This window comes from Streptomyces sp. NPDC020780 (assembly GCF_044334475.1).
GTDB lineage: Bacteria > Actinomycetota > Actinomycetes > Streptomycetales > Streptomycetaceae > Streptomyces.
The window spans coordinates 247,581-270,783 of sequence record NZ_JBIRTB010000001.1; the positions used below are offsets into that span (position 1 = coordinate 247,581).

Below are 23,203 nucleotides of genomic sequence, written 5' to 3' on the forward strand. Positions count from 1 at the left end.
CCCTCCGGTTAGCCTCTCCAGGTGTCCACCCGTATCACCGACCCCGAGCAGCTCAAGGAACTCCTCGGGGTCCCCTTCACCCCGGAGCAGACGGCCTGCATCACCGCGCCGCCCGCCCCGCAGGTGATCGTGGCCGGAGCCGGTTCGGGGAAGACCACCGTGATGGCCGCCCGTGTGGTGTGGCTCGTGGGCACCGGCCAGGTCGCTCCCGAACAGGTCCTGGGCCTGACCTTCACCAACAAGGCGGCGGGAGAGCTCGCCGAACGCGTGCGCAAGGCCCTCGTCCGCGCCGGGGTCACCGACCCGGACGTCATCGACCCGGACGACCCCCCGGGCGAGCCCAGCATCTCCACGTACCACGCCTTCGCCGGCCGGCTCCTCACCGACCACGGCCTGCGGATCGGGCTCGAACCGACCACCCGCCTCCTCGCCGACGCCACCCGCTACCAGCTCGCCGCCCGGGTGCTGCGCGAGGCACCCGGCCCCTACCCCGCCCTGACCCGGTCCTTCCCCACCCTGGTCAGCGACCTGCTCGCCCTGGACGCCGAGCTCTCCGAACACCTCGTACGCCCCGAGCGGCTCGCCGCGTACGACACCGAGCTCCTCGGCACGCTGGCGACGGCCCGGCTCACCAACGCCGAGCTGCGCCAGATCCCCGAGACGGCCGAGGCCCGCCGCGAGCTCCTCGAACTGACCCGGCGCTACCGGGACGCCAAACGCAGCCGCGACCTCCTCGACTTCGGCGACCAGATCGCCCTCTCCGCCGAGCTGGCCCTGACCCGGCCCGAGGTCGGCGCCCTCCTGCGCGACGAGTTCCGGGTCGTCCTGCTCGACGAGTACCAGGACACCTCCGTCGCCCAGCGACTCCTGCTCGCCGCCCTCTTCGGCGGGGAGGGCGGAGCCGCGACCGGCCACGCCGTCACCGCCGTCGGCGACCCCTGCCAGGCCATCTACGGCTGGCGCGGAGCCTCCGTCGCCAACCTCGACGACTTCCCGCTCCACTTCCCGCACGCCGACGGCACCCCCGCCACCCGCTACTCCCTCAGCGAGAACCGCCGCAGCGGAGGCCGCCTCCTCCACCTCGCCAACGGACTCGCCGAACCCCTGCGCGCCATGCACGAAGGCGTCGAGGCCCTGCGCCCCGCCCCGGGCGCCGAGCGCGACGGCATGGTCCGGTGCGCCCTCCTGCGTACGCACGCCGAGGAGCTCGACTGGCTCGCCGACTCCCTCGCCCACCTGGTGCGCACCGGTACGGAGCCCGGTGAGATCGCCGTCCTGTGCCGCACCGCCGGGGACTTCCCCCGCATCCAGGCGGCACTCGTCGCCCGGGACGTCCCCGTCGAGGTCGTCGGCCTGTCCGGGCTGCTCCACCTTCCGGAGGTCGCCGACCTCGTCGCGGTCTGCGAAGTCCTCCAGGACCCCGGGGCCAACGCCTCCCTGGTCCGGCTGCTCACCGGCCCGCGCTGGCGCATCGGCCCCCGCGACCTCGCCCTGCTGGGCCGTCGCGCCCGCCTCCTTGTGCACCGCGCGTCGCCCGGCGGCGAGGACATCGACCCGGACGTCCGGCTGGCGGAGGCCGTCGAAGGCGTCGACCCGGCGGAGGTGATCTCGCTCGCCGACGCCCTCGACACCTTCCTGGAGACCGGCGGGACCGAGGACGACGGTCTGCCCTTCTCGGCCGAGGCGCGCGTCCGCTTCGCCCGCCTGGCCACCGAGCTCCGCGACCTGCGCCGCGCGCTGGCCGACCCCCTCATGGACGTGCTGCACCGTGTCCTTTCCACCACCGGCCTCGAAGTGGAACTCTCCGCGTCACCGCACGCCCTGGCCGCCCGCCGCCGCGAGACCCTCGCCAACTTCCTGGACGTCGCGGCCGGGTTCGCGGCAGTGGACGGGGAGGCCTCCCTCCTGGCCTTCCTCGGCTTCCTGCGCACCGCGGCGCAGTACGAGAAGGGGCTGGACAACGCCCTGCCCGGCGGCGAGAACACCGTCAAGGTCCTCACCGCGCACAAGTCCAAAGGGCTGGAGTGGGACGTGGTCGCCGTACCCGGCCTGGTCACCGGCACGTTCCCCAGCGGCCGGTCCCGGGACGCCTGGACCTCCCAGGCCAAGGTCCTGCCGCACGACCTGCGCGGCGACGCGGCCACCCTCCCGGACGTCCGCTCCTGGGACGCCAAGGGCCTGAAGGCCTTCAAGGAGGAGATGAAGGCGCACCAGCACACCGAGGAGCTCCGCCTCGGCTACGTCACCTTCACCCGTCCCCGCAGCCTCCTCCTGGGTTCCGGGCACCGGTGGGGGCCGTCCCAGAAGAAGGCCCGCGGACCGTCCGCCTTCCTGGAGGCCCTCCACGACCACTGCGCGGCCGGGTACGGCGAGATCGAGGTCTGGGCCGACGAACCGGCGGAGGACGAGGAGAATCCCGCCCTCGCGGAGCGGAACACCGATCAGGCCTGGCCGCTCCCCCTGGACGCCACGGCCATGGCCCGCCGCCGGGCCGCCCGGGACACGGTGCTGGCCCACCTCGAGGCCCTGTCCGCCACCCCCGTACCGGACGCGTACGCCCCGCCCTCCCCGCACGGCGACGAACCTCCGTACGAGGAGGACGAACCGCCGTACGCGGACGAGGACGCCCCGTACGACGACCCCGCCTACGCCTCCGAGGAGGAAGCGCCCTACGACGACCCGTTCCCGGAGGGTGAGCCGCCGACGGACGTCTCCGGCCCGCACGCGGGGGAGGCCGTCCCGCACGTCCCGGCCGCCCGCACCCCCGTGGACCGTGGCGGCGGGCCGGACCGGGACACGGGTGCGTGCCTGACCCCGGAGGAAGCCCGCACGCTCGCCTCCTGGGACCGGGATCTCGACGCCCTCGCCGGGGAGCTGCGCCGTGCCCGCGCGGCCGTGCGCGACGTCCTCGTACCCGCCTCGCTCTCCGCCACCCAGCTGCTGCACCTGGCCGACGACCCCGACGGCTTCGCCCGCGAGCTCGCCCGCCCCATGCCCAGGCCCCCGCAGCCCGCCGCCCGCCGGGGCACCCGCTTCCACGCCTGGGTGGAGTCCCGCTTCGAGGAACTGCCGCTGCCCATGCTCGGCCCGGACGAGCTCCCCGGAGGCGAGGACGACGCGGAGATCGCCGACGAACGCGACCTCGCCGAGCTCAAGGAGGCCTTCGAGCGCACGGAGTACGCCCGGCGCACCCCGTACCGCGTGGAGACCCCGTTCCAGATCGTCCTCGCGGGCCGGCTGATCCGCGGCCGGATCGACGCGGTCTACCGCACGGGCGACACGTACGAGATCGTCGACTGGAAGACCACCCGGCACCGCACGGCCGACCCGCTCCAGCTCGCCGTCTACCGGCTGGCCTGGGCGGAGCTGCACGCACTGCCCCTGGAGTCGGTCACCGCGACCTTCCTGTACGTGCGGACGGGGGAGACGGTCCGCCCGGCCGCCCTGCCCGGCAGGGCGGAGCTGGAGCGGCTCCTGCTGGACGAGCCACCTCCGCGGGGCCGATAGGCTCAGGAGCATGAGCGACACCCCGGACAATGCCGTCCGTACGTACACCGAGCAGCACCGCGCGGCCTTCCTCGACGACCTCGCCGCATGGCTGCGCATCCCGTCCGTATCCGCCCAGCCGGAGCACGACGGGGACGTACGGCGCAGCGCCGAGTGGCTGTCCGCCAAGCTCTCGGAGACCGGCTTCCCGGTCACCGAGATCTGGGAGACGCCCGGTGCGCCGGCGGTCTTCGCCGAATGGCCCTCCGACGACCCGCACGCACCGGTCGTACTCGTCTACGGCCATCACGACGTGCAGCCCGCGGCCCGCGAGGACGGCTGGCACAGCGACCCCTTCGAGCCGGTGATCCGCGAGGGCCGGATGTACGGACGCGGCGCGGCCGACGACAAGGGCCAGGTGTTCTTCCACACCCTGGGGGTCCGCGCCCACCTCGCCGCGACCGGCCGCACCACCCCCGCCGTGCACCTCAAGCTCCTCGTCGAGGGCGAGGAGGAGTCCGGCTCCCCGAACTTCCGGGCGCTGGCCGAACAACGGGCCTCCCGCCTCGCCGCCGACGTCGTGGTCGTCTCCGACACCGGCATGTGGGACGAGAACACCCCGACCCTCTGCACCGGCATGCGCGGACTCGCGGAGTGCGAGATCCAGCTGTACGGCCCGGACCAGGACATCCACTCCGGCTCCTTCGGCGGCGCGGTACCCAACCCCGCCACGGCGCTGGCCCGCCTCGTCGCGGCGCTCCACGACGACGACGGCCGGGTCGCCGTCCCCGGTTTCTACGACGGCGTGGCCGAGCTCACCGAGACCGAGCGGGCCCTCTTCGCCGAACTGCCCTTCGACGAGGACGCCTGGCTGCGTACCGCGGCCTCGCACGCCACTGCGGGCGAGGCCGGCCACACCACCCTCGAGCGCGTCTGGGCCCGCCCCACCGCCGAGGTCAACGGCATCGGCGGCGGCTACCAGGGCGCGGGGAGCAAGACCGTGATCCCCTCCTCCGCCCTGGTCAAGCTGAGCTTCCGGCTCGTCGCCGGCCAGGACCCGGAGCGTGTGCAGACGCTGGTCCGCGCCTGGGCCGAGGACCGGATCCCCGCCGGGATCCGCCACAGGATCACCTTCTCGCCCGCCACACGCCCCTGCCTGACCCCGCTCGGCCATCCCGCGCTCCGGGCGGCGGCCCGCGCCATGGGACGGGCTTTCGGGAAGAAGGTCCTCTTCACCCGCGAGGGAGGCTCGGGGCCCGCCGCCGACCTGCAGGACGTGCTCGGCGCGCCCGTGCTGTTCCTGGGCATCTCCGTACCGTCCGACGGCTGGCACGGACCCGACGAGAAGGTCGAGCTCGACCTCCTCCTCAAGGGCGTGGAGACCAGCGCCCACCTGTGGGGCGAGCTGGCCGCGGCCCACCGCTGAATCCTCTGCACACCGATCCACCCCCGGGGGAGTAGGAAGCACCTGTGAGCACCTTCCACCACGCCAGCGCAGACCGTCCGATCGGTCTCACCGCGCCCAGCGGTATCGACCGCGCCGCGCACCACCGGCTCGACGAAGCCTGGCTCGCCGCAGCCTGGAGCCACCCGACGACCAGAGTCTTCGTCGTCTCCGGGGGACAGGCGCTCATCGACGACACCCCCGACGGCGGCACCGAGCTCGTCATGACGCCCTCCTTCGAGGCGCCGCTCACCGAGACCCACCGCTACTTCCTCGGCGTGGACGAGGAGGGTGTCCGCTACTTCGCGCTCCAGAAGGACTCCCTCCCTGGCCGCATGGACCAGTCCGCGCGCCCCGCCGGGCTCCGCGAGGCCGGTCTCCTCCTGGGCGCACGTGACGCGGGGCTGATGGTGCACGCGGTCGCCCTGGAGAACTGGCAGCGGCTGCACCGCTTCTGCTCACGCTGCGGCGAACGCACGGTCATCGCGGCCGCCGGCCACATCCGCCGCTGCCAGGCCTGCGGCGCCGAACACTACCCGCGGACCGACCCGGCGGTGATCATGCTGGTCACGGACGACCAGGACCGGGCGCTCCTGGGGCGTCAGGTGCACTGGCCGGAGGGCCGCTTCTCCACGCTCGCCGGTTTCGTCGAACCCGGGGAGTCGATCGAGCAGTCCGTGGCGCGCGAGGTGTTCGAGGAGGCGGGCATCACGGTGGGCGAGGTCGAGTACATCGCCAGCCAGCCCTGGCCGTTCCCCTCCAGCCTCATGCTCGGCTTCATGGCACGCGCCACCTCCTCGGAGATCGACGTGGACGGCGAGGAGATCGAGGAAGCCCGCTGGTTCTCCCGTGAGGAACTGGCCGCGGCCTTCGAGTCCGGGGAGGTCCTGCCTCCGTTCGGCGTCTCCATCGCGGCACGCCTCATCGAGCTCTGGTACGGCAAGCCGTTGCCGAGGCCGGGCAGCGCCGGCTGAACGCCCGTGACACGGAGGAAGCCCCGCTCCGGCGGGGCTTCCTCCGTGTGCGGACCCGGTACCGGGCCCGTCAGGTGGCGATCTTCTCCTAGACCTGGGCCGGCGAGGGGTTCGCCGGCGTGTCGGACCTGCGTGCAACACTGCGGTCCGTGTCTCTCGCTGATCTCACTCTCGGCCAGTGGCGGTCCTTCGCACTGCCCACCGCACGCCGCGTCGCCGAGGAGGCCGCCGGCTCGGTGGGCGGTCGGGTGACCCTCGTCGAGACCACGGAGCACCTCGGTGCCCCGCTGCATCGCGTCCGGATCGAGCGGGACGAGCAGGAATTCGCTCTGATACCCGGAGGGCCGGTGTCCCTCGGCTTCGACCTGGACCGTTGGCAACCGACCCCGCAGCAGACTGCCGACCACGCCGAGAGCCTGGCCCAGGGCTTCGGCTACGGACCTGACCTGCGGGCCCACCTCGCGCAGGTGCTCAGCGCCCGCCGGAACGTCGTCATGGCCACTGTGCTCATGGCTGTGGAGGACGAGAACCTGATCGCGTCGCCTGCTGACACGCCGGCTGTTCTCGCGGCTCGTGGCCTGCGGATGCCGACCTCCGACGAGTGGGAACACGCTTGTGGAGCTGGCGCGGAGACCCTCTTCCGGTGGGGGAACGACTGCCCCCTCGACCGCATCCCGTACGGGGACCACACCGGCCCGCAGAACCAGTTGAACGCCTTCGGCCTGCACATCGCCTACGACACCTACCGCACGGAGCTGACGAGCGACATCGCGGCGGTCCACGGCGGAGACGGTGGCGAGTCGGTGTGCGGCGGCTACGGTCACCTGCTCGCATGGTTGCCCCTGGCCACCTCCAACCGCAATCCGTCCACGGCCGAATTCGTGTACGGCCCGGACGGTGAGGACCTGTGCGAGGCCTTCTCCATCCGGCCCGTACTCACGCTCTGAACCGGTGCGGCTGTCATGCGCCGAGAGCTTCTGCCTGCGACGGCCGCCGAGCCGAGCGCTCGGTCCCGCTGCGTTCCCGCGAGGTGTGCGGAGTCCGGCGCGGGGTCTCCAGGGCACGCGATCCCCCGATCAGCGTCAGGCCGGTCGGGGGGTTCGCGTCTCGCGGGAGTCAGACGCCGAGCGCCTGCTTCACCTGGGCGAGGCTCGGGTTCGTCATCACGACCTCAGCGCCGCCACCGGAAGGAACCACCTGCACAGTGGGGACCGTCTGGTTTCCGCCATTCGCCTTCTCGACGAAGGCAGCCGAATCCGGGTCCTGCTCGATGTTGACCTCGGTGTACGCGATGCCTTCGCGGTCCATCTGCCCCTTGAGCCGGCGGCAGTAGCCGCACCACGTGGTGCTGTACATCGTCACAGTGCCCGGCATGTCGTCAGTGCTCCCTTGTCTCGACCGTCTCGTTGAGAAGAACGGGACAGCACGGCTCGCGCACTGTCCCGCATGGAGGCAACGAACGCGGACCGGCTCCCATTCCCGTCAACCTGCCGTGGCGGCCGGAACCGGTCCGGCGGCTCGGCGTCCGCGGTGGCCGGTGTCCTGCGGGTCGCGCCTCGGCCCCGTAGCGAGGTCAGCCTCTCCGTGTTCGAACCGCTCTCCCGCACACACTGTCCCACCGGCCCTGACCGGTATGACGAACGGCATTCCCTGTGGACAACCACCGCGCCCGCCCCCGGCGACCTGGCAGCATGGCGGGGTGACAGCAGCAACGCATTCCACCCTTTTCCCTCAGGTCCCCGAGTCCGCGGACGCCGTGCTGGACGGGCTCGACCCGGAGCAGCGCGAGGTCGCCGTGGCCCTCGGCGGTCCCGTGTGTGTGCTGGCCGGCGCCGGTACGGGCAAGACGCGGGCGATCACCCATCGCATCGCGTACGGGGTGCGGGCCGGGATCCTCCAACCGGCCACCGTGCTCGCCGTCACCTTCACCAACCGGGCGGCCGGTGAGATGAGGGGACGGCTGCGCCAGCTCGGCGCGACCGGTGTGCAGGCCCGGACGTTCCACTCCGCCGCCCTGCGCCAGCTCCAGTACTTCTGGCCGAAAGCGGTCGGGGGGGAGCTTCCCCGTCTCGTGGAGCGCAAGGTCCAGCTGGTCGCCGAGGCCGCGGCCCGCTGCGGGATCCGCCTCGACCGCAACGAGCTGCGCGATGTCACGAGCGAGATCGAGTGGGCCAAGGTCACCCAGACGGTGCCCGCGGACTATCCGGCGGCTGTCGCGAAGACCCAGCGCGACGCCCCGCGCGACCCGGCCGAGCTCTCCCAGATCTACGGGACGTACGAGCAGCTGAAGCGCGACCGCTCGGTGATCGACTTCGAGGACGTGCTGCTCCTCACCGTCGGCATCCTCCAGGACCGGCATGACATCGCCGACCACGTACGCCGCCAGTACCAGCACTTCGTCGTCGACGAGTACCAGGACGTCAGCCCCCTGCAGCAGCGGCTCCTGGACCTCTGGCTCGGTGACCGGGACAGTCTCTGCGTCGTCGGCGACGTCGGCCAGACGATCTACTCCTTCACCGGCGCCACCCCCGACCACCTGCTGAACTTCCGCACCCGCCACCCGAACGCGACGGTCGTCAAGCTGGTGCGGGACTACCGCTCCACACCTCAGGTGGTGCACCTGGCCAACGGGTTGCTGAGCCAGGCACGCGGCAGGGCCGCCGAGCACCGGCTGGAACTGGTTTCCCAGCGTGCCAGGGGACCGGAGCCCTCCTACACGGAATACCCGGACGAGCCCGCCGAGGCCGAGGGCACCGCCCGCCGGATCCGCGAGCTGATCGCCGCCGGGGTGCCGGCCGGTGAGATCGCCGTGCTCTACCGGGTCAATTCGCAGTCCGAGGTCTATGAGCAGGCCCTCGCGGACGCCGGCGTGCCCTACCAACTGCGCGGCGCGGAGCGCTTCTTCGACCGGGCCGAGGTGCGGGAGGCGGGTGTCGCCCTGCGTGGGGCCGCTCGCGCGGGGAGTAACGACTCCCTGCTCGACGGCGCCGACGACCTGCCGTCCGAGGTGCGTGCGGTGCTCTCCACCAAGGGATGGACATCCAAGCCGCCCGCCGGATCGGGTGCGGCACGGGACCGCTGGGAGTCACTTGCGGCGCTGGTGCGACTGGCCGAGGACTTCGAACAGGCCAGGCCGGGTGCGACGCTCTCCGCTCTGGTGGCGGAGCTCGACGAACGCGCCGCCGCCCAGCACGCCCCCACCGTCCAGGGCGTCACACTCGCCTCGCTGCACTCGGCCAAGGGCCTGGAATGGGACGCCACGTTCCTGGTCGGGCTCACCGAGGGCATGATGCCGATCGCCTACGCCAAGACGGACGAGCAGGTCGAGGAGGAACGCAGGCTGCTGTACGTGGGAGTCACCCGGGCCCGCTTCCACCTGTCGCTGTCGTGGGCGGTGTCACGCTCACCGGGCGGCCGGGGGAACCGGCGGCCCACCCGCTTCCTGAACGGGTTGCGCCCCGGGTCCCCGGCGCTCGGTGCGCGAGGCGGATCCGGGGGAAGCGGAGGCATCGACCGCGGCCCGGGTACGGCCACGGGGGCGGCCGGGACGGAGCCGGCGGTCCGGTCCGGACGGCGTGGCCCCGTCCGGTGCAGGGTCTGCGGCAGGACGCTCACGGAGGCGGGCGAGATGAAGCTGATGCGCTGCGAGGACTGCCCCTCCGACATGGACGAGGGGCTGTACGAGCGGCTGCGGCAGTGGCGTGCCGAGAGAGCGCGGGAGACCAGCCAGCCCGCCTACTGCGTGTTCACGGACAAAACGCTGATGGCGATCGCGGAGGCCGTGCCGGGCACCGAGCGTGAACTCGTCGTCATCCCGGGTGTCGGAAACCGGAAGCTGACCCGGTTCGGAGCTGACGTGCTGGCCATCTGCGCAGGTCGGCCCGTAGGTGAGTCCCCGGGGGAGTCCGCCCGCGAGGTGTGAGAAGAACTCGGCGAAAAAACAGTTTGCGCGGGCAGCAGTCATCACCATAGGTTCTTAACCACGGGAACAGCGGCTTCTCTGAAGCCCTGGCCCCGTGCTGTACTTATCCGAATACCGCAGGACCGGCCCGGCCGGATCTGCCGAGACGCCGAGAGGAGGCGATTGCAGTGATCAGCATCATCAACACCATCAAAATGACCGATCCCTCGGTCGCCTCCGCATGCTCGCTCGGCAGCCTCGCCTGCTCTTCGGAACTCTCGCTTCGTGGCACCGGTGTGTCCGGCGTTCCCGCTGTCAGCCCGCTTTCCCTGGCGAGCCTGCCCGTCCGGGAGCGCCGCAATGAGCGACCGACCGAGGCACCGGCGGCAGCAGTAGCGAAGGGACAGGCCCAGGCCTATGCCTTTGCGGCAGCCGGTGCGGGGGCGAAGCAGCACAAGACGACGCAGCACCACACGATGTGGGCCTTCCGTGGGCCTGAACCCTGGAGTGATCCAGCCTGATTCGATCAGGCCGGCGCCTTCAGGGCCGCGGAACCCCACCCGGGATCCGCGGCCCTTTTGTTTTGTCCGAACGGATGAGACGAGACGAAGGAGCCTCGGGACAGCAGGACCTGGTACCAGCCGCCAACCGGCCAACAGGCCGGCACGACCAGACGAGGACAACACCACCGTGCAACTCGAGACGCACGCCCCGTCCGTACCGCCTTCCGACGCGATCTCCCCGCCCGGCCTCACGGAGGACTCCACCTTGACCCCCCTCACCACGCTCACCGCTCTCGACGACGCCATCGACGACCTCGGCGTGCCCGTCCCCTGCCGTTCCTACGACCCGGAGGTCTTCTTCGCCGAGTCGCCGGCCGATGTGGAGTACGCCAAGTCCCTCTGCCGGACCTGCCCGCTCGTCGAGGCCTGCCTCGCCGGAGCCAAGGAGCGGCGCGAGCCGTGGGGCGTCTGGGGTGGAGAGCTCTTCGTCCAGGGCGTGGTCGTGGCCCGCAAGCGTCCGCGTGGGCGCCCGCGCAAGAACCCGGTCGCGGCGTGACCGCCGGCCTGGGGGTCATGTCCCCCACACGAACGAAGCGCGTCGGAACCATCGATCGTCCCTACACCCATGACCCCCGGAACCAGACACCAATGATCACCCCCACGAGGGAGCCCGTCGGCTCCGCGACCCCGGACGTCACCATCATCGGCGCGAACGACTCGCGTCAGAACAGGACCCGCGAGATGCAACTCATCCCAGAAGCCCTGGCACGCGCGCATATGCGCGATCGCCTGAGGGAAGCAGACGTGGACCGGCAGGCACAGCGCCTGGTGGCCGCTCGGCGGATGCAGCGCCGGGCGGAGCGCGCTTCGATGCGCGCCCGGCGCGCGCTCGCCATGGCGGTCATGCACTGACCGTGCGTCAGCGTCGCACCACGGCTGACCGACCGGGCAACCGCTCTGCCCTGTCGCAGCCGCTCTCCCTCCTGCGGGGCCGGTCCCAACCGACCGGCCCCGTGGGGCGTTGCGCCGTGCTGACCGAGGCCGGTGGAGTTATCGTCGCACGGTGGACGAGGAGAGCCGTCAGCCGGCGAACGCGGCTGCCGAACGCGTGACCTGCGCCCGCTGCGGCATCACCGCGGACGGCGATACCGTGCCCCCGACCTGGGTCTACTCCCTGGAGAACGGCAGGCGGCAGTACTTCTGCGGCGAGTGCTCACGCGCCCACATCAGATCGATCGAGAGCCGCCTCGACTCCGCCTGGTGGTGACGGCGCCCGCGGACAGAACCCTGCTGACACGGCTCAGGCCTCGGCAGGCGCTTCCTTCTCCGGCTCGCCCGCCCACTCCTCCTGCGGCTCGTACTCCTGGACGAAGCCCGGCAGCCAGGCCTCCAGTTCTTCCCGCAGCCGGACTGTCGCGCCCAACTGGCACAGGACGCCGATGGTGCTCAGCGTGACCCTGTGTATCAGCAGGTAGGACGGGGGGAGATTCATCTGCTTGCCCAGCTGATGTGCGGGGGATCGCGGATCCGCGATCCGGGCCGCCTGACCGCGCAGCCAGGAGCGGGTGAAGGTGAACTCCTGTACCTGCGCGGGTTCGATGATCGGGAGCAAATAGTCGAGCACGGCGTCCGGTGAGAGCTCGACCGACTCCTTGACGAAGCCCTCCTCGCGGAGCATGGCGTACACCGCTTCGGCGTCACCGTCCAGCGTCATCCGCAGGGAGTCACCGATGGGCTGCGGGAGGCCTCCCGGCAGATGGTTCACCGTGCCGAAGTCCAGTACTCCCAGGCGCCATCGGTCCACGTCCTCGCCGAGGCCCTCCGTGGTCTCGGGTTCGGCCTCCGCCTCGGTGCCGGCGTCCAGGCCGGTACCCGTAGCGGCCTGGGAGCCGGCTCCAGTCTCTGCTTTCTCCCCCGCCTCGGCTTCGCCGTCGAATTCGGCCTGTGCGGTGTCGGCGCCGGTGGCCGGGTCGGTACCGGCAGGGGCGCTCGCGGGAGGCAGCAGGCGGAAGTTGCCCGGGTGGGGATCGGCGTGCAGCAGACCGGTGCGCGCCGGTCCCGAGAAGAGGAAGCGCGCCAGCAACTGCCCGGCCCTGTCCCGCTGGGCCGGTGTGCCGTCCGAGATCACCTCGGACAGGGGTATCCCGTCGATCCACTCCGTCACGAGCACCTGCTCGCACTGGTGCACCACCCCCGGGATCACCACGTCCGGGTCGTCCTCGAACTCCGCGGAGTGCTCCTGCTGGGCCTTGGCCTCCAGCCCGTAGTCGAGTTCCTCGGAGACCCGGTCCCGCATTTCCGTGATGAGCGGCTTGATGTCCATTCCCGGAACCAGAGGACCGAGCAGCCGCGCGAACCGGCTGAGTTGGGCCAGGTCCGAGAGCAATGCCTCGCCCGCGCCCGGGTACTGCACCTTCACGGCGACGTCCCGGCCGTCGTGCCACACCGCCCGGTGGACCTGGCCGATCGACGCGGCGGCCGAGGGCCGGTCGTCGAAGGAGAGGAAGAGCTCCCGCCAGTCGGGACCGAGTCGCTCCGCCAGGACCGCGTGGACGGTCCGGGTCGGCATGGGAGGCGCGGCTTCCTGCAGTCTGGTCAGCGCCGCCCGGTATGGGCCCGCGATGTCCTCGGGCAGCGCGGACTCGAACACGGACAGCGCCTGACCGAGCTTCATGGCACCGCCCTTCAACTCGCCCAGCACCTTGAAGAGCTGGTCGGCGGTGCGCTGCTGGACCTCGCGGGCGACGATCTCCGCGGACCTGCCACCGAGGCGCTTGCCCAGCCCCCAGGTCGCACGGCCGGCGAAGCCCAGCGGTAGCGCGGCCAGCTTCGCGGTACGGGTGACCGCCTTCCGGGGAAGATCAGACATGTGCTCCTCCAGTTCCCGGACTGCCGTGCCGGTGAGTACGGGGTCCTGCTCCCTCTGCGGCGGTCACCCGGCCATTGTGTCCTGCGCGGCACCGCCTGCGGAGGTGAGTTCCCCCTCAGTGTGCCCGGCGGCCCCGCAGGAGCAGTCTGCATGGGGCCCCAGGCGCTCCGACCGCCAGTCCAGCAGAGGCATGGCGGCCTCCCACCGGGTGCCCGTACTGGCAGGCAGGTCCCCGTCGAGGAAGGACAGGGCATGAGCCGCCGCGAGCCCGGCCACCGCCGTCGCCAGTCCCAGGTCGCAGGCGGGTACCCAGGTGCGCCGGCCGGATCGCCACTGCGCCAGCATGCGTGGCCACTGCGGGTCCAGGTCGGCACGGTTCAGCGCCAGGCACCCCGCGCATCCGGTGCCGCCGGGCAGCACGAGCGGGCCGACCACCCCCGTGGCCTCGATCACACCGGCGAACAGGTGCGGTGTACCCGTAGCCACCCACTGCGCCGCCGTGTCCGGATCGGGGGCGTACACGGAGAGGCCGTCCCGCGGAGCCACCACGACCAGGGACAGGGCGGGCTCACCGCCCGGTGCCGCACCGTCCGTCCCCGCCCGGGGTGGTCCGCCGACCGAGGACCGGCGGACCAGCTGCCGGGCCGCCGTGTCCCGCCGTTCCCCGATCGCCGCCTCCGGGAGTCCTCCCGGTGCGACGTCCCAGGGCTCCGTACGACCGCCGTCGAGCACCTCGACCCGGCCCACGCCGGACCCGGACAGCACCGCGGCGATCGCCGCGCCGACCCTGCCCGCTCCCCGCACCTGTACCCGCGTCGCCCGACGGGCGGCGAGTGTACGCATGGCCCCGCCGGGCGTCGGGTGGACCACCGAGAGGGACGCCGCGTCGGGGCGCTGCCGTTCCAGAGTCTCCGCACGCCGGCGTAAGGCATCGGCTTCCGGGCCGCCCGCCTTCGGGTCGTCGAGCAGCCCGGCCTCCGTGAGCCGCGACACGAGGAGGTCGACGTGACGGTCCGACAGGTCCAGCGCCCTGGCCTCTTCCCGCAGCAGCGGCAAACCGCGTGTTCCGTCCAGCAGTTCAAGAAAGCTTCCGGTCGCGATATCCATCGGCCCCAGCGTCACCGCGTGCGCGGGTGTCACACCGAATTGCACGGTGTTCCGGCCGCGCCAGGCACGGCGCAGTGCGGGCTTCAGCATCGGATGCATGACTTCTCCTCAAGTCGTTCGGGCTCGTTGCCAGAATGCAGCGCGGCCGAGAATCGTGCGCAGAGTTATCCACAGGGCGGGGCGTTAATCGTTCAAATGGCGCGGCGCGACAAGTAGATCAATGCCGGCCGTCGAGGGGGCGGGACTTCTCGCGCCCGCAGCGGGTAACGTCGGGGCGTGCCTGCCGACTCCTCGCCCGGTCCTGCCGGGGAGACCCCCGCGCGCGGCTCCGTACGCGATCGGCGCGGTACGGCCGCCCCCCGGTCCCGTGCCTCCGTGACGGGCGCCGTAGAAGTCCGCAGGAGCGCCCGGCGCAGCAGGACGGTCTCCGCCTACCGGGAGGGCGACCGCACCATCGTGCTCATTCCGGCCCGGATGTCGGAGGCGGACGAGCAGCGCTGGGTCGGCCGCATGCTCGACAAGCTCGCCGCGCAGGAGAGCAGGCGGGTGATCGGTGACAGCGAGCTCGCCGAGCGTGCCGAGCGGCTGGCCGTCCGGTATCTCGACGGGCGGGCGAGGCCCGCCTCGGTGCGCTGGGTGACCAACCAGAACACGCGCTGGGGCTCCTGCACCCCCGCCGAAGGCAGCATCCGCCTCTCCCACCGGCTGCAGGGCATGCCGGAGTACGTCGTCGACTACGTGCTCCTGCACGAGCTGGCCCATCTGCTGGTGCCCGGTCACGGTCCGCGTTTCTGGCGCCTGCTGGAGTCCTATCCGCGCACCGAGCGGGCCCGTGGTTATCTCGAAGGGATCGTGGCGGCCGACCGGCTGCCGAGCCTGCCCGCCGCACGCGAAGAGTGACGTTCGGTGATTCTGTACCGGGTCTGTACCGACTTAGCCCGCCGTCGTGTTTTGCGGTTAGCCTGACGCGACGCATTCACCTTCGGGATGGGGGACGGTCGTTACGCATGGCCAGGGAATTCCAACGCGGCCACAAGGCCAAGATCAGTGATCTCACGCCGGGGACGGATCTGTACGTAGGTGTGCAGATCGCCGGACCGGGCCTGACGTTCGACATCAGCTGCTTCGGCCTCGACGCCGACGAACGGCTCTCGGACGACCGGTATTTCATCTTCTTCAACCAACCGAAATCGCCCGAAGAGTCGATTCAGCTTCTCGGGCCTCAGGCCGGTGACACCGAGTCGTTCCGCGTCACCCTCGACCGTGTTCCGGCCGGTATCCACAGGTTGTCCTTCACCGCGACCCTGGACGGGGCGGGACAGATGTCCCAGGCCGGCCCCGGGTACATCCGTATCGTCGCGGGTGGCCAGGAGGTGGCGAGGTACGCCTTCACCGGTTCGGAGTTCACCACCGAGCGGGCCGTCATGCTCGGTGACTTCTACCTGAAGGACGTCTGGCGGTTCGCCGCTGTCGGCCAGGGCTTCGACGGTGGGCTCGACGCGCTGCTGAAGAACTTCGGCGGCGAGGTGGCCGAGGAGGCTCCCGTGCCGCCGCAAGCCGCCGCTCCGTCGTTCGCCCCGCCGGGCCAGGCCACTGCCCCCCCGCCGTTCGGTGCTCCGGCCGCCCCCCAGGCGCCCCAGCCCTCACCCGCCTTCGGTGCCCCGGCTCCGGCACCGCAGCAGCCGCTGCACACCGCACCCACCATGGCGGCGCCGCTGGCCCCCCAGGCGCCCGTGAATCCCCAGGCGCCCGGCCCCTACGGGCAGCCTCCCCAGCAGCCGCAGTTCGCGCAGGTCCCCGGCCAGTCCGCGCCTCCCGGCACCCCGCCGTTCGGCCAGCAGCCCCCGGCGCCCCCGTACGGCCAGCAGCCCCCCGGCGCGCCGGCCTACGGGCAGCAGACCCAGGCCCCGTACGGCCAGCAGCACGCGGGCGTGTCCCAAGGTGTCCCCCAGGGAGGCGCGGGGCTGCAGGCCGCCTTGCAGCCCTACAAGGAGACGGCCACCGGGCAGCGCTGGACCCCGCAGAACCAGCAGCTCATGCGCGTCGACCTGACCATGGGAGGTGGCGGAGTGCTCGCCCGCCAGGGCAGCATGGTGATGTACCAGGGCAAGGTCGACTTCGGCTACAAGGGCGCCGGATTCACCGGCCGCGTGGTCGGCAACGCGACGGGCCAGGAAATGCAGCTGATGCGCTGTACCGGCCGCGGCCAGGTCTTCCTCGCCGAGGACGGATCGCACCTGCACCCGATCGAACTCCAGGGCGACGGCATCTGCGTCTCCGCCGAGAACGTCCTCGCCTTCGACGAGTCGCTGCAGTACGAGGTACGCAGGATCGAGGGACACGGGATACCCGGCGGGGCCCTGTTCACCATGCAGTTCCAGGGGATTGGCACCGTCGTCGTCAAGACCCACGGGACTCCGGTGGTCCTGCCCGTCACCCCGACCACCTTCGCGGACTGTAATGCGGTGGTGGCCTGGTCGTCCGCCTCCCAGGTGATCATCTCCAGTCAGGTCCGGCTGCGCCGTAACGCGTATCCCGGTCACAGTGGAGAGACCGTCAACCTCCAGTTCCGGGGAGCGCCCGGGAACTTCATCGTCGTCCAGCCCTACGAGGTCTGAGGGAGCCCGTCATGAACCAGCAACTCGCGGGCTTCGCCCCGACCCCCGTCACGGCCAGGATGGAGAACCACGGCCGCACGATGCTCAAGGTCGCCATGGCCTCCGGCCAGGACCTTTACGCACGTACCGGTTCGATGGTGGCCTATGAAGGCTTCATCCAGTACGAGCCCAATCCCCCCGCCGTCCGCCAGATCGCCGCTCAGTGGATCACCGGCGAGGGCGCGCCCCTGATGAAGTGCGCCGGTGACGGACTGCTCTACCTCGCCGACTACGGCGCCGACGTCGTCGTCATCCCTCTCGACAACGACGCGCTGTCCGTCAACGGCTCCAACCTCCTCGCGTTCGACGGCCACCTCTCCTGGGGCGTGGAGCGGGTCAAGGGTCTGGCCAAGTTCACCGGCCAGGGACTGTGGAACGTCGGCATCCAGGGCACGGGGTGGGTGGCCATCACCTCGCGCGGCACACCGATCGTCGTGGACTGCGGCCGCGGCGAGGACGAGACGTACGTCGACCCGGACGCGCTCGTCGCGTGGTCGCCCAACCTCAAGGTGAAGGGCAAGCGCAGCTTCAAGGCCGGCTCCCTCATCGGACGGGGCAGCGGAGAGGCGTACCAGATGGCGTTCTCCGGGCAGGGCATCGTCGTTGTCCAGCCGAGCGAGGACAGCACCGACCGCCTGCGGATCAGGAACTGAGCGGGGGGAGACACATCATGCAGAGTCCGCTTTTCAGCCACACCGAACAGCAGTCGCAGGACCGGTACACCATTCAGAACCCGCAGCTCCTGCGCGTCTCGCTGACCGGCCACGACGACGTCCTCGCCCGCAAGGGCGCCATGGTCGCCTACCAGGGGCTCATGGAATTCGACGGCGAATACCAGTCGCAGGGGCAGCGGAGCGCCCGCAGGAACACGGGCGAGGGCCTCGACCTGATGCGCTGCTCCGGCCAGGGAACGGTCTATCTGGCCAACCTCGCCCAGTACATCCACCTGGTCGACGTCGACCGCGAGGGCATGACGGTCGACAGCGCCTACGTCCTGGCCCTGGACTCCTCGCTGCACACCGAGGTCATCGCCGTGGACAGCCAGTACGGGATCTCCGGGACGGGCAAGTACCAGCTGAACATCTCCGGGACCGGCAAGGTGGCGCTGATGACGTCCGGCCGGCCCCTGATGATGCAGGTCACCCCGGAGAAGTACGTCAACGCCGACGCCGACGCCGTCGTCGCCTGGTCCAGTGGGCTACGGGTGCAGATGCAGGCGCAGACCCACTCCTCGGGTGTCACCCGGCGCCGCGGCAACACGGGGGAGGGCTGGGAGCTGAGCTTCCTGGGCACGGGCTTCGCCCTCGTTCAGCCGAGCGAGGTGCTGCCTCCGCAGAACGCGCAGATGGGCCAGGGCGCGGCAGCGCAGTTCGGCGTGGGCCAGCACGGGGCCCGCGCCCAGAACCAGAACAACGCCTGGAACTGAGCGGTTCGGCACGGACGGCAAGAACGTCCCGGACGGGACGGAAACGGAAAGGGGCGGCCTCTTCGGGGGCCGCCCCTCCCGGTCCGTACACGCAGGCGGGCTTCCGAAGCCCCGTTCGCCCGGCGACGCCTGGCACGCCCACGCGCCGTGTGGTCGGGAGCGCCCCGATACATCCGGTATCGGGGCGACCCTCCGCCGTGCGCTCGCACCCCGGGCGCCGCCGGGGCGGCGCTAGGCCGTGTATCGAAAGTCCCGCCTGCCCGGCGGCGCCCGGCACGCACACTCGCCGCGTTGTCGGGATCGCCCCGATACATCCAGTATCGGGGCGACCCTCCGCCTTGCGATCGCACGCACCGGACACCGCCGAGCCTGCCCTTCGGGCAGACGGCGCTACTTTCGACACACGCCCTAGTGTCGGAGCACGCCCTGGCCCTGCTCCTCCAGCCGCGCCCTGGTCCCTTCCAGCAACCGCACGACGGAGGCGTCGGCCACCCGGGTCACCTCGTCGTACGGGAACCAGCGCAGGTCGAGGGATTCGTCGCTGATCCGCTCCGCCGCCCCGGGCGGGGCGGTCGCCGCGTACTGGACGTCGAGATGCCAGTGGCAGGGGGCCGGAATCGGGTGCCGGTCCAGCCGGACCGGTCCGCCCGCCAGCAGGGTGAGCCCGGTGATGCCCGATTCCTCCGTGGCCTCACGCAGGGCCGCGGCCGCCAGCGTGGCGTCCTGCGGTTCGCAGTGTCCGCCCATCTGCAGCCACATCCGCAGCTTCCTGTGCAGGGTCAACAGAACCTTGCCCCGCTCCGGATCCACCACCAGCGCGCTGGCCGTCAGGTGCCCCACCCCGCACGACTTCCACATGCCGTCCGGGTGCCCGGCCAGATGGTCCAGATACGTCTGCCGCAGCTCGTCCTGTTCCCCGTCCGTCCTCCGGCCGGGGAGCTCGCCGTATTCCTTCAGTACGAGGACGGCGTCGTCGTGCAGGCTCACCGGTCGCCGTCGTCCTTGCCCTCGCCGTGCTCGGTGCCGTCTTTGCCGACCTCGGGCGTGCCGTGCGCATCGTCGCCCCTGTCCCGCTCCGTGCCGCCGGACGGCCGCGTGCCCTTCCCCTGGGCAGCCTCGCCGAGCATCTTGTCCAGCTCGGAGAAGTCCAGCTGCTCGTGGTGGACGAAGCCGTCCGGGTCGTCCAGGTCCTGGGCCGTCGGCAGCATGTCCGGGTGCTCCCACAGGCCGTCACGGCCGTCGACGCCCCGGGCGTCCGTGAGCGAGGCCCACAGCCGCGAAGCGTCCCGCAGGCGGCGCGGACGCAGGTGGAGACCGATGAGGGTGGCGAAGGTCTGCTCGGCGGGACCGCCGGACGCCCGCCGCCTGCGCATCGTCTCGCGCAGGGCGTCCGCCGAGGTGAGCCGGGAGGCGGCCGCCTCGTGCACCACCGCGTCCACCCAGCCCTCGACGAGGGCGAGCGCCGTCTCCAGCCGGGCCAGCGACGCCTTCTGCTCCGGGGTGTCCTCCGGCTGGAACATGCCCTGCTGCAGTGCGTCCTGCAGCTGCTCGGGCTGGGAGGGATCGAACTGGCCGACGACGTCCTCCAGCTTGCTGGTGTCGACCTTGATGCCACGCGCATAGGCCTCGACGGCCCCGAACAGATGGGAGCGCAGCCACGGAACGTGTGCGAAGAGCCGCTGGTGGGCGGCTTCACGCAGCGCGAGGTACAGGCGCACCTCGTCCTGCGGGACGCTGAGGTCCTTGCCGAACCGCTCGACGTTCTGCGGGAGCAGGGCGGCCTTGCCGGCCGGGCCCAGCGGCAGGCCGATGTCGGTCGAGCCGACGACCTCACCGGCGAGCGTCCCCACGGCCTGCCCGATCTGCTGGCCGAACATGGCGCCGCCCATCGACCGCATCATGCCGATCAGCGGGCCGGCCATGGCCTGCATCTCCTCCGGCAGGACGTCGCCCATGGCGAGACCGACCCGCTCCGCCACCGGGTCCACCAGCTGCTGCCAGGCGGGAAGCGTCGCCTCGACCCATTCGGCACGGCTCCACGCAACCGAGGAGACCGAGCCGGAGGGCAGTGAGGTCACACCGTCCAGCCAGAGGTCGGCGAGACGCAGTGCCTCGTCCACGGCGGACCGCTCCGAAGCGCCGACGCTCACGTCCTTGCTGCCGTCCGGGGTGCCTTGCGACACCGTCTGGCGGGCGATCTGCTTGGCCATGTCCCAGTTGACCGGGCCGCCCTCGTAACTCAGCATCTGGCCGAGCTGCTGGAAGGCCGCACCCAGGTCGTTCGGGTTCATGGAGCCGAACATCGCAGCGAACGGGTTGTCCCCGCCCGCGCCCGGGCCGAAGCCGAACGGGTTCGCCGGCCCGCCCGAGCCCTGCCCACCTCCGGTGGGGTCCTTCTTCTTGCCCTCGTCGCCGTCTTCCGGCTCCTCCGGCGGAAGGCCGAATCCGAATGGGGTGTCACTCACGGGTTTCCTCGGCTCGTAGGGCCGCCGGCTCGAACCGACGGCGACTGCCCGACATCACCATCCAGCGTAGACACCGAAGCCCGGTCGGGCCCTCAGTGCTCCGTCGGCTCCCGGCCTGCGGCAGGATGGACGCCACCTGGTACGCACGCGTCATTCGGGTACGTACTGAAGACAACCGCTGGAGACGCCCGGTGAGTTCCCCAGATCCGCAGGTTCGCGCAGCGCGAAACCTGGCCGACCCCTCGCCCGAAAGCAAGCCTACGAAAGACAGCCCGAGAAGCCGGGGCCCCGTCGTCGCGGTCACCGGCGCCGCGAGCGGCGTCGGTGAACTGCTCACCGCGCACCTCGCCGCTTCCGAGGACATCAAGCAGGTCATCGCCATAGACGAGCGCAGGGGGGACGTCTCCGAGGCGACGTGGCACATCCTGGACGTCCGGGACCCCGCCATCGCGGAGAAGCTCCGCGGGGCGGACGTGGTCGTGCACCTGGCACTCGACCTGGACCTGGAGACAGACCCGGCCGCCCGTACCGCCTACAACGTGCGCGGTACGCAGACGGTGCTGACCGCCGCCGCGGCCGTAGGGGTGCACAGGGTGGTGCTGTGCACCTCGGCGATGGTCTACGGCGCGTTGCCGGACAACGACCTGCCGCTCTCCGAGGACGCCGAACTGCGCGCCACCGCGGAGGCCACCGGCGTCGGTGACCTGCTGGAGATCGAACGGCTGGGTCGCCGCGCACCCCGCGCCCACCCCGGTCTCAACGTCACCGTGGTCCGCCCCGCGGTCCTCGTCGGCGGCACCGACACGGCGCTGACCCGGTACTTCGAGTCGCCGAGGCTCCTGGTGGTCGCCGGATCACGCCCCGCATGGCAGTTCTGCCACGTCGACGACCTGGTGAGCGCTCTGGAGTACGCCGCGCTCGAGAAGATCGACGGCGAGTTCGCGGTCGGCTGCGACGGCTGGCTCGAACAGGAGGAGGTCGAGGAACTCTCCGGAGTGCGCCGGATGGAACTCCCGTCCGCCGTCGCTCTGGGTGCCGCCGCCCGGCTGCACAGGATCGGTCTCACGCCGTCCCCGGCGGGCGACCTCGCCTACACGATGCACCCCTGGGTGGTCAGTGTGAGCCGGCTGCACGACGTGGGATGGCGGCCCCGGTGGTCCAACGAGGACGTCCTCGCCGCGCTCCTCGAAGAGGTGGAGGGACGTCACACCCTCGCCGGACGCCGCCTCGGACGTAAGGACGCCACCGCTGCGGGCGCCGCGGGGGCGACGGTCGCCCTGCTCGGCACGGCCGCGCTGGTCAGGCGCGCCCGTAAGGCACGCCGCCGTTTCTGACCGGTCCGGAGGTCCCGTACCGCCGGCGTACTGGAGAAGGCCCCAGGGCGGCGGGCCCCGCGTCGGCCGGACACGCAATTCCGCGATGCAGGTGGCGTACGGCACGATGGTCCCATGGCACGCACCCAGGACCACCCCGGTGAGCAGGCGGCGCAGGACCCCATCCGGCTGCTGGAGATCCGGGAGACGCCGCTCTCCGTCGACGAGATCTTCCGTGCGGTCGGCGACGACGCCGCCGGTGGCACCGCGCTGTTCGTCGGTACGGTGCGCAATCACGACGGGGGACAGGACGTCGGCGCGCTCGGCTATTCCTGTCATCCGACGGCGCCGGAGGAGCTGCGCAGAGTGGCGGAGAAGATCGTCGCGGAGTTCCCCGTCAGGGCGCTGGCCGCCGTCCACCGTGTGGGTGAGCTGGCTGTAGGCGATCTGGCGGTGGTCGTCGCCGTCTCCTGCGCCCATCGGGGTGAGGCGTTCGAGGCCTGCCGCAAGCTGATCGACGACCTCAAGCACGAGGTCCCGATCTGGAAACACCAGCGTTTCTCGGACGGCACGGAGGAGTGGGTCGGCGCCTGCTGACCGCAAACCGCCCCGGGGGTCATCAGCCCCGATTTGCGTAACCGCACCCCTGCCACGAGCGTTGGTCCCGCAGGTGGTTAATCTTCTGATCGTCAATTGCGGTCGCTCATGGGGTAGGGAGGTCGTGATGGCAGCACTTGCTTGGCTTCTGATTCCGCTTATCGCTGCTCTTGGCGCGGCGATATGGGGAGGGTGGGCGGCCCGCGACCGCACGACCGGCGACGTCACCGAACTCGCCGGTTACGCCCGGTTCCGTGATGCGATGGAGAAGTCGCACTCCGGTTCCGAATCCGTCTGAGAGCACGTCGACCGCACGCAGTCGCCGACGTCCGCACCGCTTCTCGGCCCCGTCCGCACGTCCCCCGGCACGCCCGGCGGACCGGCGACGCCGGGCGCCGCGCCGGGCACCGACCGCCCGCCCGTACGGACCGGCCCCGACGGTGCACTGACAGTCCCTTCCC

21 protein-coding genes are annotated in these 23,203 nt (G+C 71.4%); 16 read left to right on the plus strand and 5 right to left on the minus strand.

Annotated features, from left to right (window positions below):
• Positions 1 to 21 precede the first annotated feature (21 nt).
• The 4 genes from ACH4VO_RS01120 (at position 22) to ACH4VO_RS01135 (ending at position 6,851) form a co-directional block, all read left to right on the plus strand.
• Positions 22 to 3,507, plus strand: a complete 3,486-nt coding sequence (locus ACH4VO_RS01120; protein WP_360997955.1) for a UvrD-helicase domain-containing protein — start codon at positions 22 to 24, stop codon at positions 3,505 to 3,507.
• 10 nt (positions 3,508 to 3,517) lie between these two features.
• Positions 3,518 to 4,912: a dipeptidase gene (locus tag ACH4VO_RS01125; protein WP_360997957.1), complete on the plus strand. Its 1,395-nt coding sequence runs from the start codon at positions 3,518 to 3,520 to the stop codon at positions 4,910 to 4,912.
• A gap of 44 nt (positions 4,913 to 4,956) precedes the next feature.
• Complete coding sequence (gene nudC, locus ACH4VO_RS01130; RefSeq protein WP_360997958.1) at positions 4,957 to 5,904, plus strand: NAD(+) diphosphatase; 948 nt, start codon at positions 4,957 to 4,959, stop codon at positions 5,902 to 5,904.
• A gap of 149 nt (positions 5,905 to 6,053) precedes the next feature.
• Positions 6,054 to 6,851, plus strand: a complete 798-nt coding sequence (locus ACH4VO_RS01135; RefSeq protein WP_360997960.1) for a hypothetical protein — start codon at positions 6,054 to 6,056, stop codon at positions 6,849 to 6,851.
• A 169-nt stretch (positions 6,852 to 7,020) separates the two neighbouring features.
• Here ACH4VO_RS01135 and ACH4VO_RS01140 read toward each other — a convergent pair whose 3' ends face one another.
• Complete coding sequence (locus ACH4VO_RS01140; protein ID WP_360997961.1) at positions 7,021 to 7,278, minus strand: mycoredoxin; 258 nt, start codon at positions 7,276 to 7,278, stop codon at positions 7,021 to 7,023.
• Positions 7,279 to 7,603: 325 nt separating this feature from the next.
• Here ACH4VO_RS01140 and ACH4VO_RS01145 point away from each other — a divergent pair, with 325 nt between their 5' ends.
• The 5 genes from ACH4VO_RS01145 to ACH4VO_RS01165 all read left to right on the plus strand — a co-directional run bounded on the left by ACH4VO_RS01145 (position 7,604) and on the right by ACH4VO_RS01165 (position 11,575).
• A complete protein-coding gene (locus tag ACH4VO_RS01145; protein ID WP_360997963.1) occupies positions 7,604 to 9,826 on the plus strand; it encodes an ATP-dependent DNA helicase UvrD2 in 2,223 nt (740 codons plus the stop codon).
• A gap of 167 nt (positions 9,827 to 9,993) precedes the next feature.
• The gene (locus ACH4VO_RS01150; RefSeq protein WP_360997964.1) at positions 9,994 to 10,326 is read left to right on the plus strand and encodes a hypothetical protein; all 333 of its coding nucleotides are present in this window, start codon (positions 9,994 to 9,996) and stop codon (positions 10,324 to 10,326) included.
• A 169-nt stretch (positions 10,327 to 10,495) separates the two neighbouring features.
• Positions 10,496 to 10,864 (plus strand): WhiB family transcriptional regulator, encoded by a 369-nt coding sequence (locus ACH4VO_RS01155; protein ID WP_069170837.1) that lies wholly within the window; start codon positions 10,496 to 10,498, stop codon positions 10,862 to 10,864.
• Positions 10,861 to 11,220: a hypothetical protein gene (locus tag ACH4VO_RS01160; RefSeq protein ID WP_360997966.1), complete on the plus strand. Its 360-nt coding sequence runs from the start codon at positions 10,861 to 10,863 to the stop codon at positions 11,218 to 11,220. The genes ACH4VO_RS01155 and ACH4VO_RS01160 overlap by 4 nt, the downstream gene beginning before the upstream one ends.
• Positions 11,221 to 11,371: 151 nt before the next feature.
• On the plus strand, positions 11,372 to 11,575 hold the full coding sequence (locus ACH4VO_RS01165; protein ID WP_360997968.1) for a hypothetical protein: 204 nt from the start codon (positions 11,372 to 11,374) through the stop codon (positions 11,573 to 11,575).
• Positions 11,576 to 11,608: 33 nt separating this feature from the next.
• Here the strand turns inward: ACH4VO_RS01165 and ACH4VO_RS01170 are convergent, their stop codons facing one another.
• On the minus strand, positions 11,609 to 13,177 hold the full coding sequence (locus ACH4VO_RS01170; RefSeq protein ID WP_360997970.1) for an AarF/ABC1/UbiB kinase family protein: 1,569 nt from the start codon (positions 13,175 to 13,177) through the stop codon (positions 11,609 to 11,611).
• Between the two features lie 63 nt (positions 13,178 to 13,240).
• Positions 13,241 to 14,383, minus strand: a complete 1,143-nt coding sequence (locus ACH4VO_RS01175) for a ThiF family adenylyltransferase (protein ID WP_360997972.1) — start codon at positions 14,381 to 14,383, stop codon at positions 13,241 to 13,243.
• Between the two features lie 177 nt (positions 14,384 to 14,560).
• On the opposite strand from ACH4VO_RS01175, the gene ACH4VO_RS01180 reads away from it, so the two are divergent.
• The 4 genes from ACH4VO_RS01180 (at position 14,561) to ACH4VO_RS01195 (ending at position 18,367) form a co-directional block, all read left to right on the plus strand.
• Positions 14,561 to 15,184: a M48 family metallopeptidase gene (locus ACH4VO_RS01180; protein ID WP_360997973.1), complete on the plus strand. Its 624-nt coding sequence runs from the start codon at positions 14,561 to 14,563 to the stop codon at positions 15,182 to 15,184.
• A 107-nt stretch (positions 15,185 to 15,291) separates the two neighbouring features.
• A complete protein-coding gene (locus ACH4VO_RS01185) occupies positions 15,292 to 16,902 on the plus strand; it encodes a TerD family protein (RefSeq protein ID WP_360997975.1) in 1,611 nt (536 codons plus the stop codon).
• Positions 16,903 to 16,913: 11 nt separating this feature from the next.
• A complete protein-coding gene (locus tag ACH4VO_RS01190) occupies positions 16,914 to 17,594 on the plus strand; it encodes an AIM24 family protein (RefSeq protein ID WP_360997977.1) in 681 nt (226 codons plus the stop codon).
• 17 nt (positions 17,595 to 17,611) lie between these two features.
• The gene (locus ACH4VO_RS01195; protein WP_360997979.1) at positions 17,612 to 18,367 is read left to right on the plus strand and encodes an AIM24 family protein; all 756 of its coding nucleotides are present in this window, start codon (positions 17,612 to 17,614) and stop codon (positions 18,365 to 18,367) included.
• Positions 18,368 to 18,775: 408 nt separating this feature from the next.
• Here the strand turns inward: ACH4VO_RS01195 and ACH4VO_RS01200 are convergent, their stop codons facing one another.
• The gene (locus tag ACH4VO_RS01200; RefSeq protein ID WP_360997205.1) at positions 18,776 to 19,354 is read right to left on the minus strand and encodes an NUDIX hydrolase; all 579 of its coding nucleotides are present in this window, start codon (positions 19,352 to 19,354) and stop codon (positions 18,776 to 18,778) included.
• Entirely contained in the window at positions 19,351 to 20,832 is a 1,482-nt protein-coding gene (locus ACH4VO_RS01205) for a zinc-dependent metalloprotease (protein ID WP_360997203.1), read from the minus strand. Before ACH4VO_RS01205 ends, ACH4VO_RS01200 begins: the two co-directional genes overlap by 4 nt.
• Positions 20,833 to 21,023: 191 nt before the next feature.
• Here ACH4VO_RS01205 and ACH4VO_RS01210 point away from each other — a divergent pair, with 191 nt between their 5' ends.
• The 3 genes from ACH4VO_RS01210 (at position 21,024) to ACH4VO_RS01220 (ending at position 23,040) form a co-directional block, all read left to right on the plus strand.
• Positions 21,024 to 22,166, plus strand: coding sequence for an SDR family oxidoreductase (locus tag ACH4VO_RS01210; protein WP_360997202.1), 1,143 nt, complete (start codon positions 21,024 to 21,026; stop codon positions 22,164 to 22,166).
• Positions 22,167 to 22,280: 114 nt separating this feature from the next.
• Complete coding sequence (locus ACH4VO_RS01215; RefSeq protein ID WP_360997200.1) at positions 22,281 to 22,742, plus strand: molybdenum cofactor biosynthesis protein MoaE; 462 nt, start codon at positions 22,281 to 22,283, stop codon at positions 22,740 to 22,742.
• A 127-nt stretch (positions 22,743 to 22,869) separates the two neighbouring features.
• Positions 22,870 to 23,040 carry a hypothetical protein gene (locus ACH4VO_RS01220; protein WP_360997198.1) on the plus strand — a complete coding sequence of 57 codons (171 nt, stop codon included), beginning with the start codon at positions 22,870 to 22,872 and terminating at the stop codon, positions 23,038 to 23,040.
• Positions 23,041 to 23,203 lie beyond the last annotated feature (163 nt).

What these genes read in the sequence shown, in the direction of transcription:
- ACH4VO_RS01125 (WP_360997957.1), top strand. Translation starts at nt 3,518, where the DNA reads ATGAGCGACACCCCGGACAATGCCGTCCGTACGTACACCGAGCAGCAC.
- ACH4VO_RS01140 (WP_360997961.1), bottom strand. Translation starts at nt 7,278, where the DNA reads ATGCCGGGCACTGTGACGATGTACAGCACCACGTGGTGCGGCTACTGC.
- ACH4VO_RS01170 (WP_360997970.1), bottom strand. Translation starts at nt 13,177, where the DNA reads ATGTCTGATCTTCCCCGGAAGGCGGTCACCCGTACCGCGAAGCTGGCC.
- ACH4VO_RS01175 (WP_360997972.1), bottom strand. Translation starts at nt 14,383, where the DNA reads ATGCATCCGATGCTGAAGCCCGCACTGCGCCGTGCCTGGCGCGGCCGG.
- ACH4VO_RS01185 (WP_360997975.1), top strand. Translation starts at nt 15,292, where the DNA reads ATGGCCAGGGAATTCCAACGCGGCCACAAGGCCAAGATCAGTGATCTC.
- ACH4VO_RS01190 (WP_360997977.1), top strand. Translation starts at nt 16,914, where the DNA reads ATGAACCAGCAACTCGCGGGCTTCGCCCCGACCCCCGTCACGGCCAGG.
- ACH4VO_RS01195 (WP_360997979.1), top strand. Translation starts at nt 17,612, where the DNA reads ATGCAGAGTCCGCTTTTCAGCCACACCGAACAGCAGTCGCAGGACCGG.
- ACH4VO_RS01215 (WP_360997200.1), top strand. Translation starts at nt 22,281, where the DNA reads ATGGCACGCACCCAGGACCACCCCGGTGAGCAGGCGGCGCAGGACCCC.
- ACH4VO_RS01220 (WP_360997198.1), top strand. Translation starts at nt 22,870, where the DNA reads ATGGCAGCACTTGCTTGGCTTCTGATTCCGCTTATCGCTGCTCTTGGC.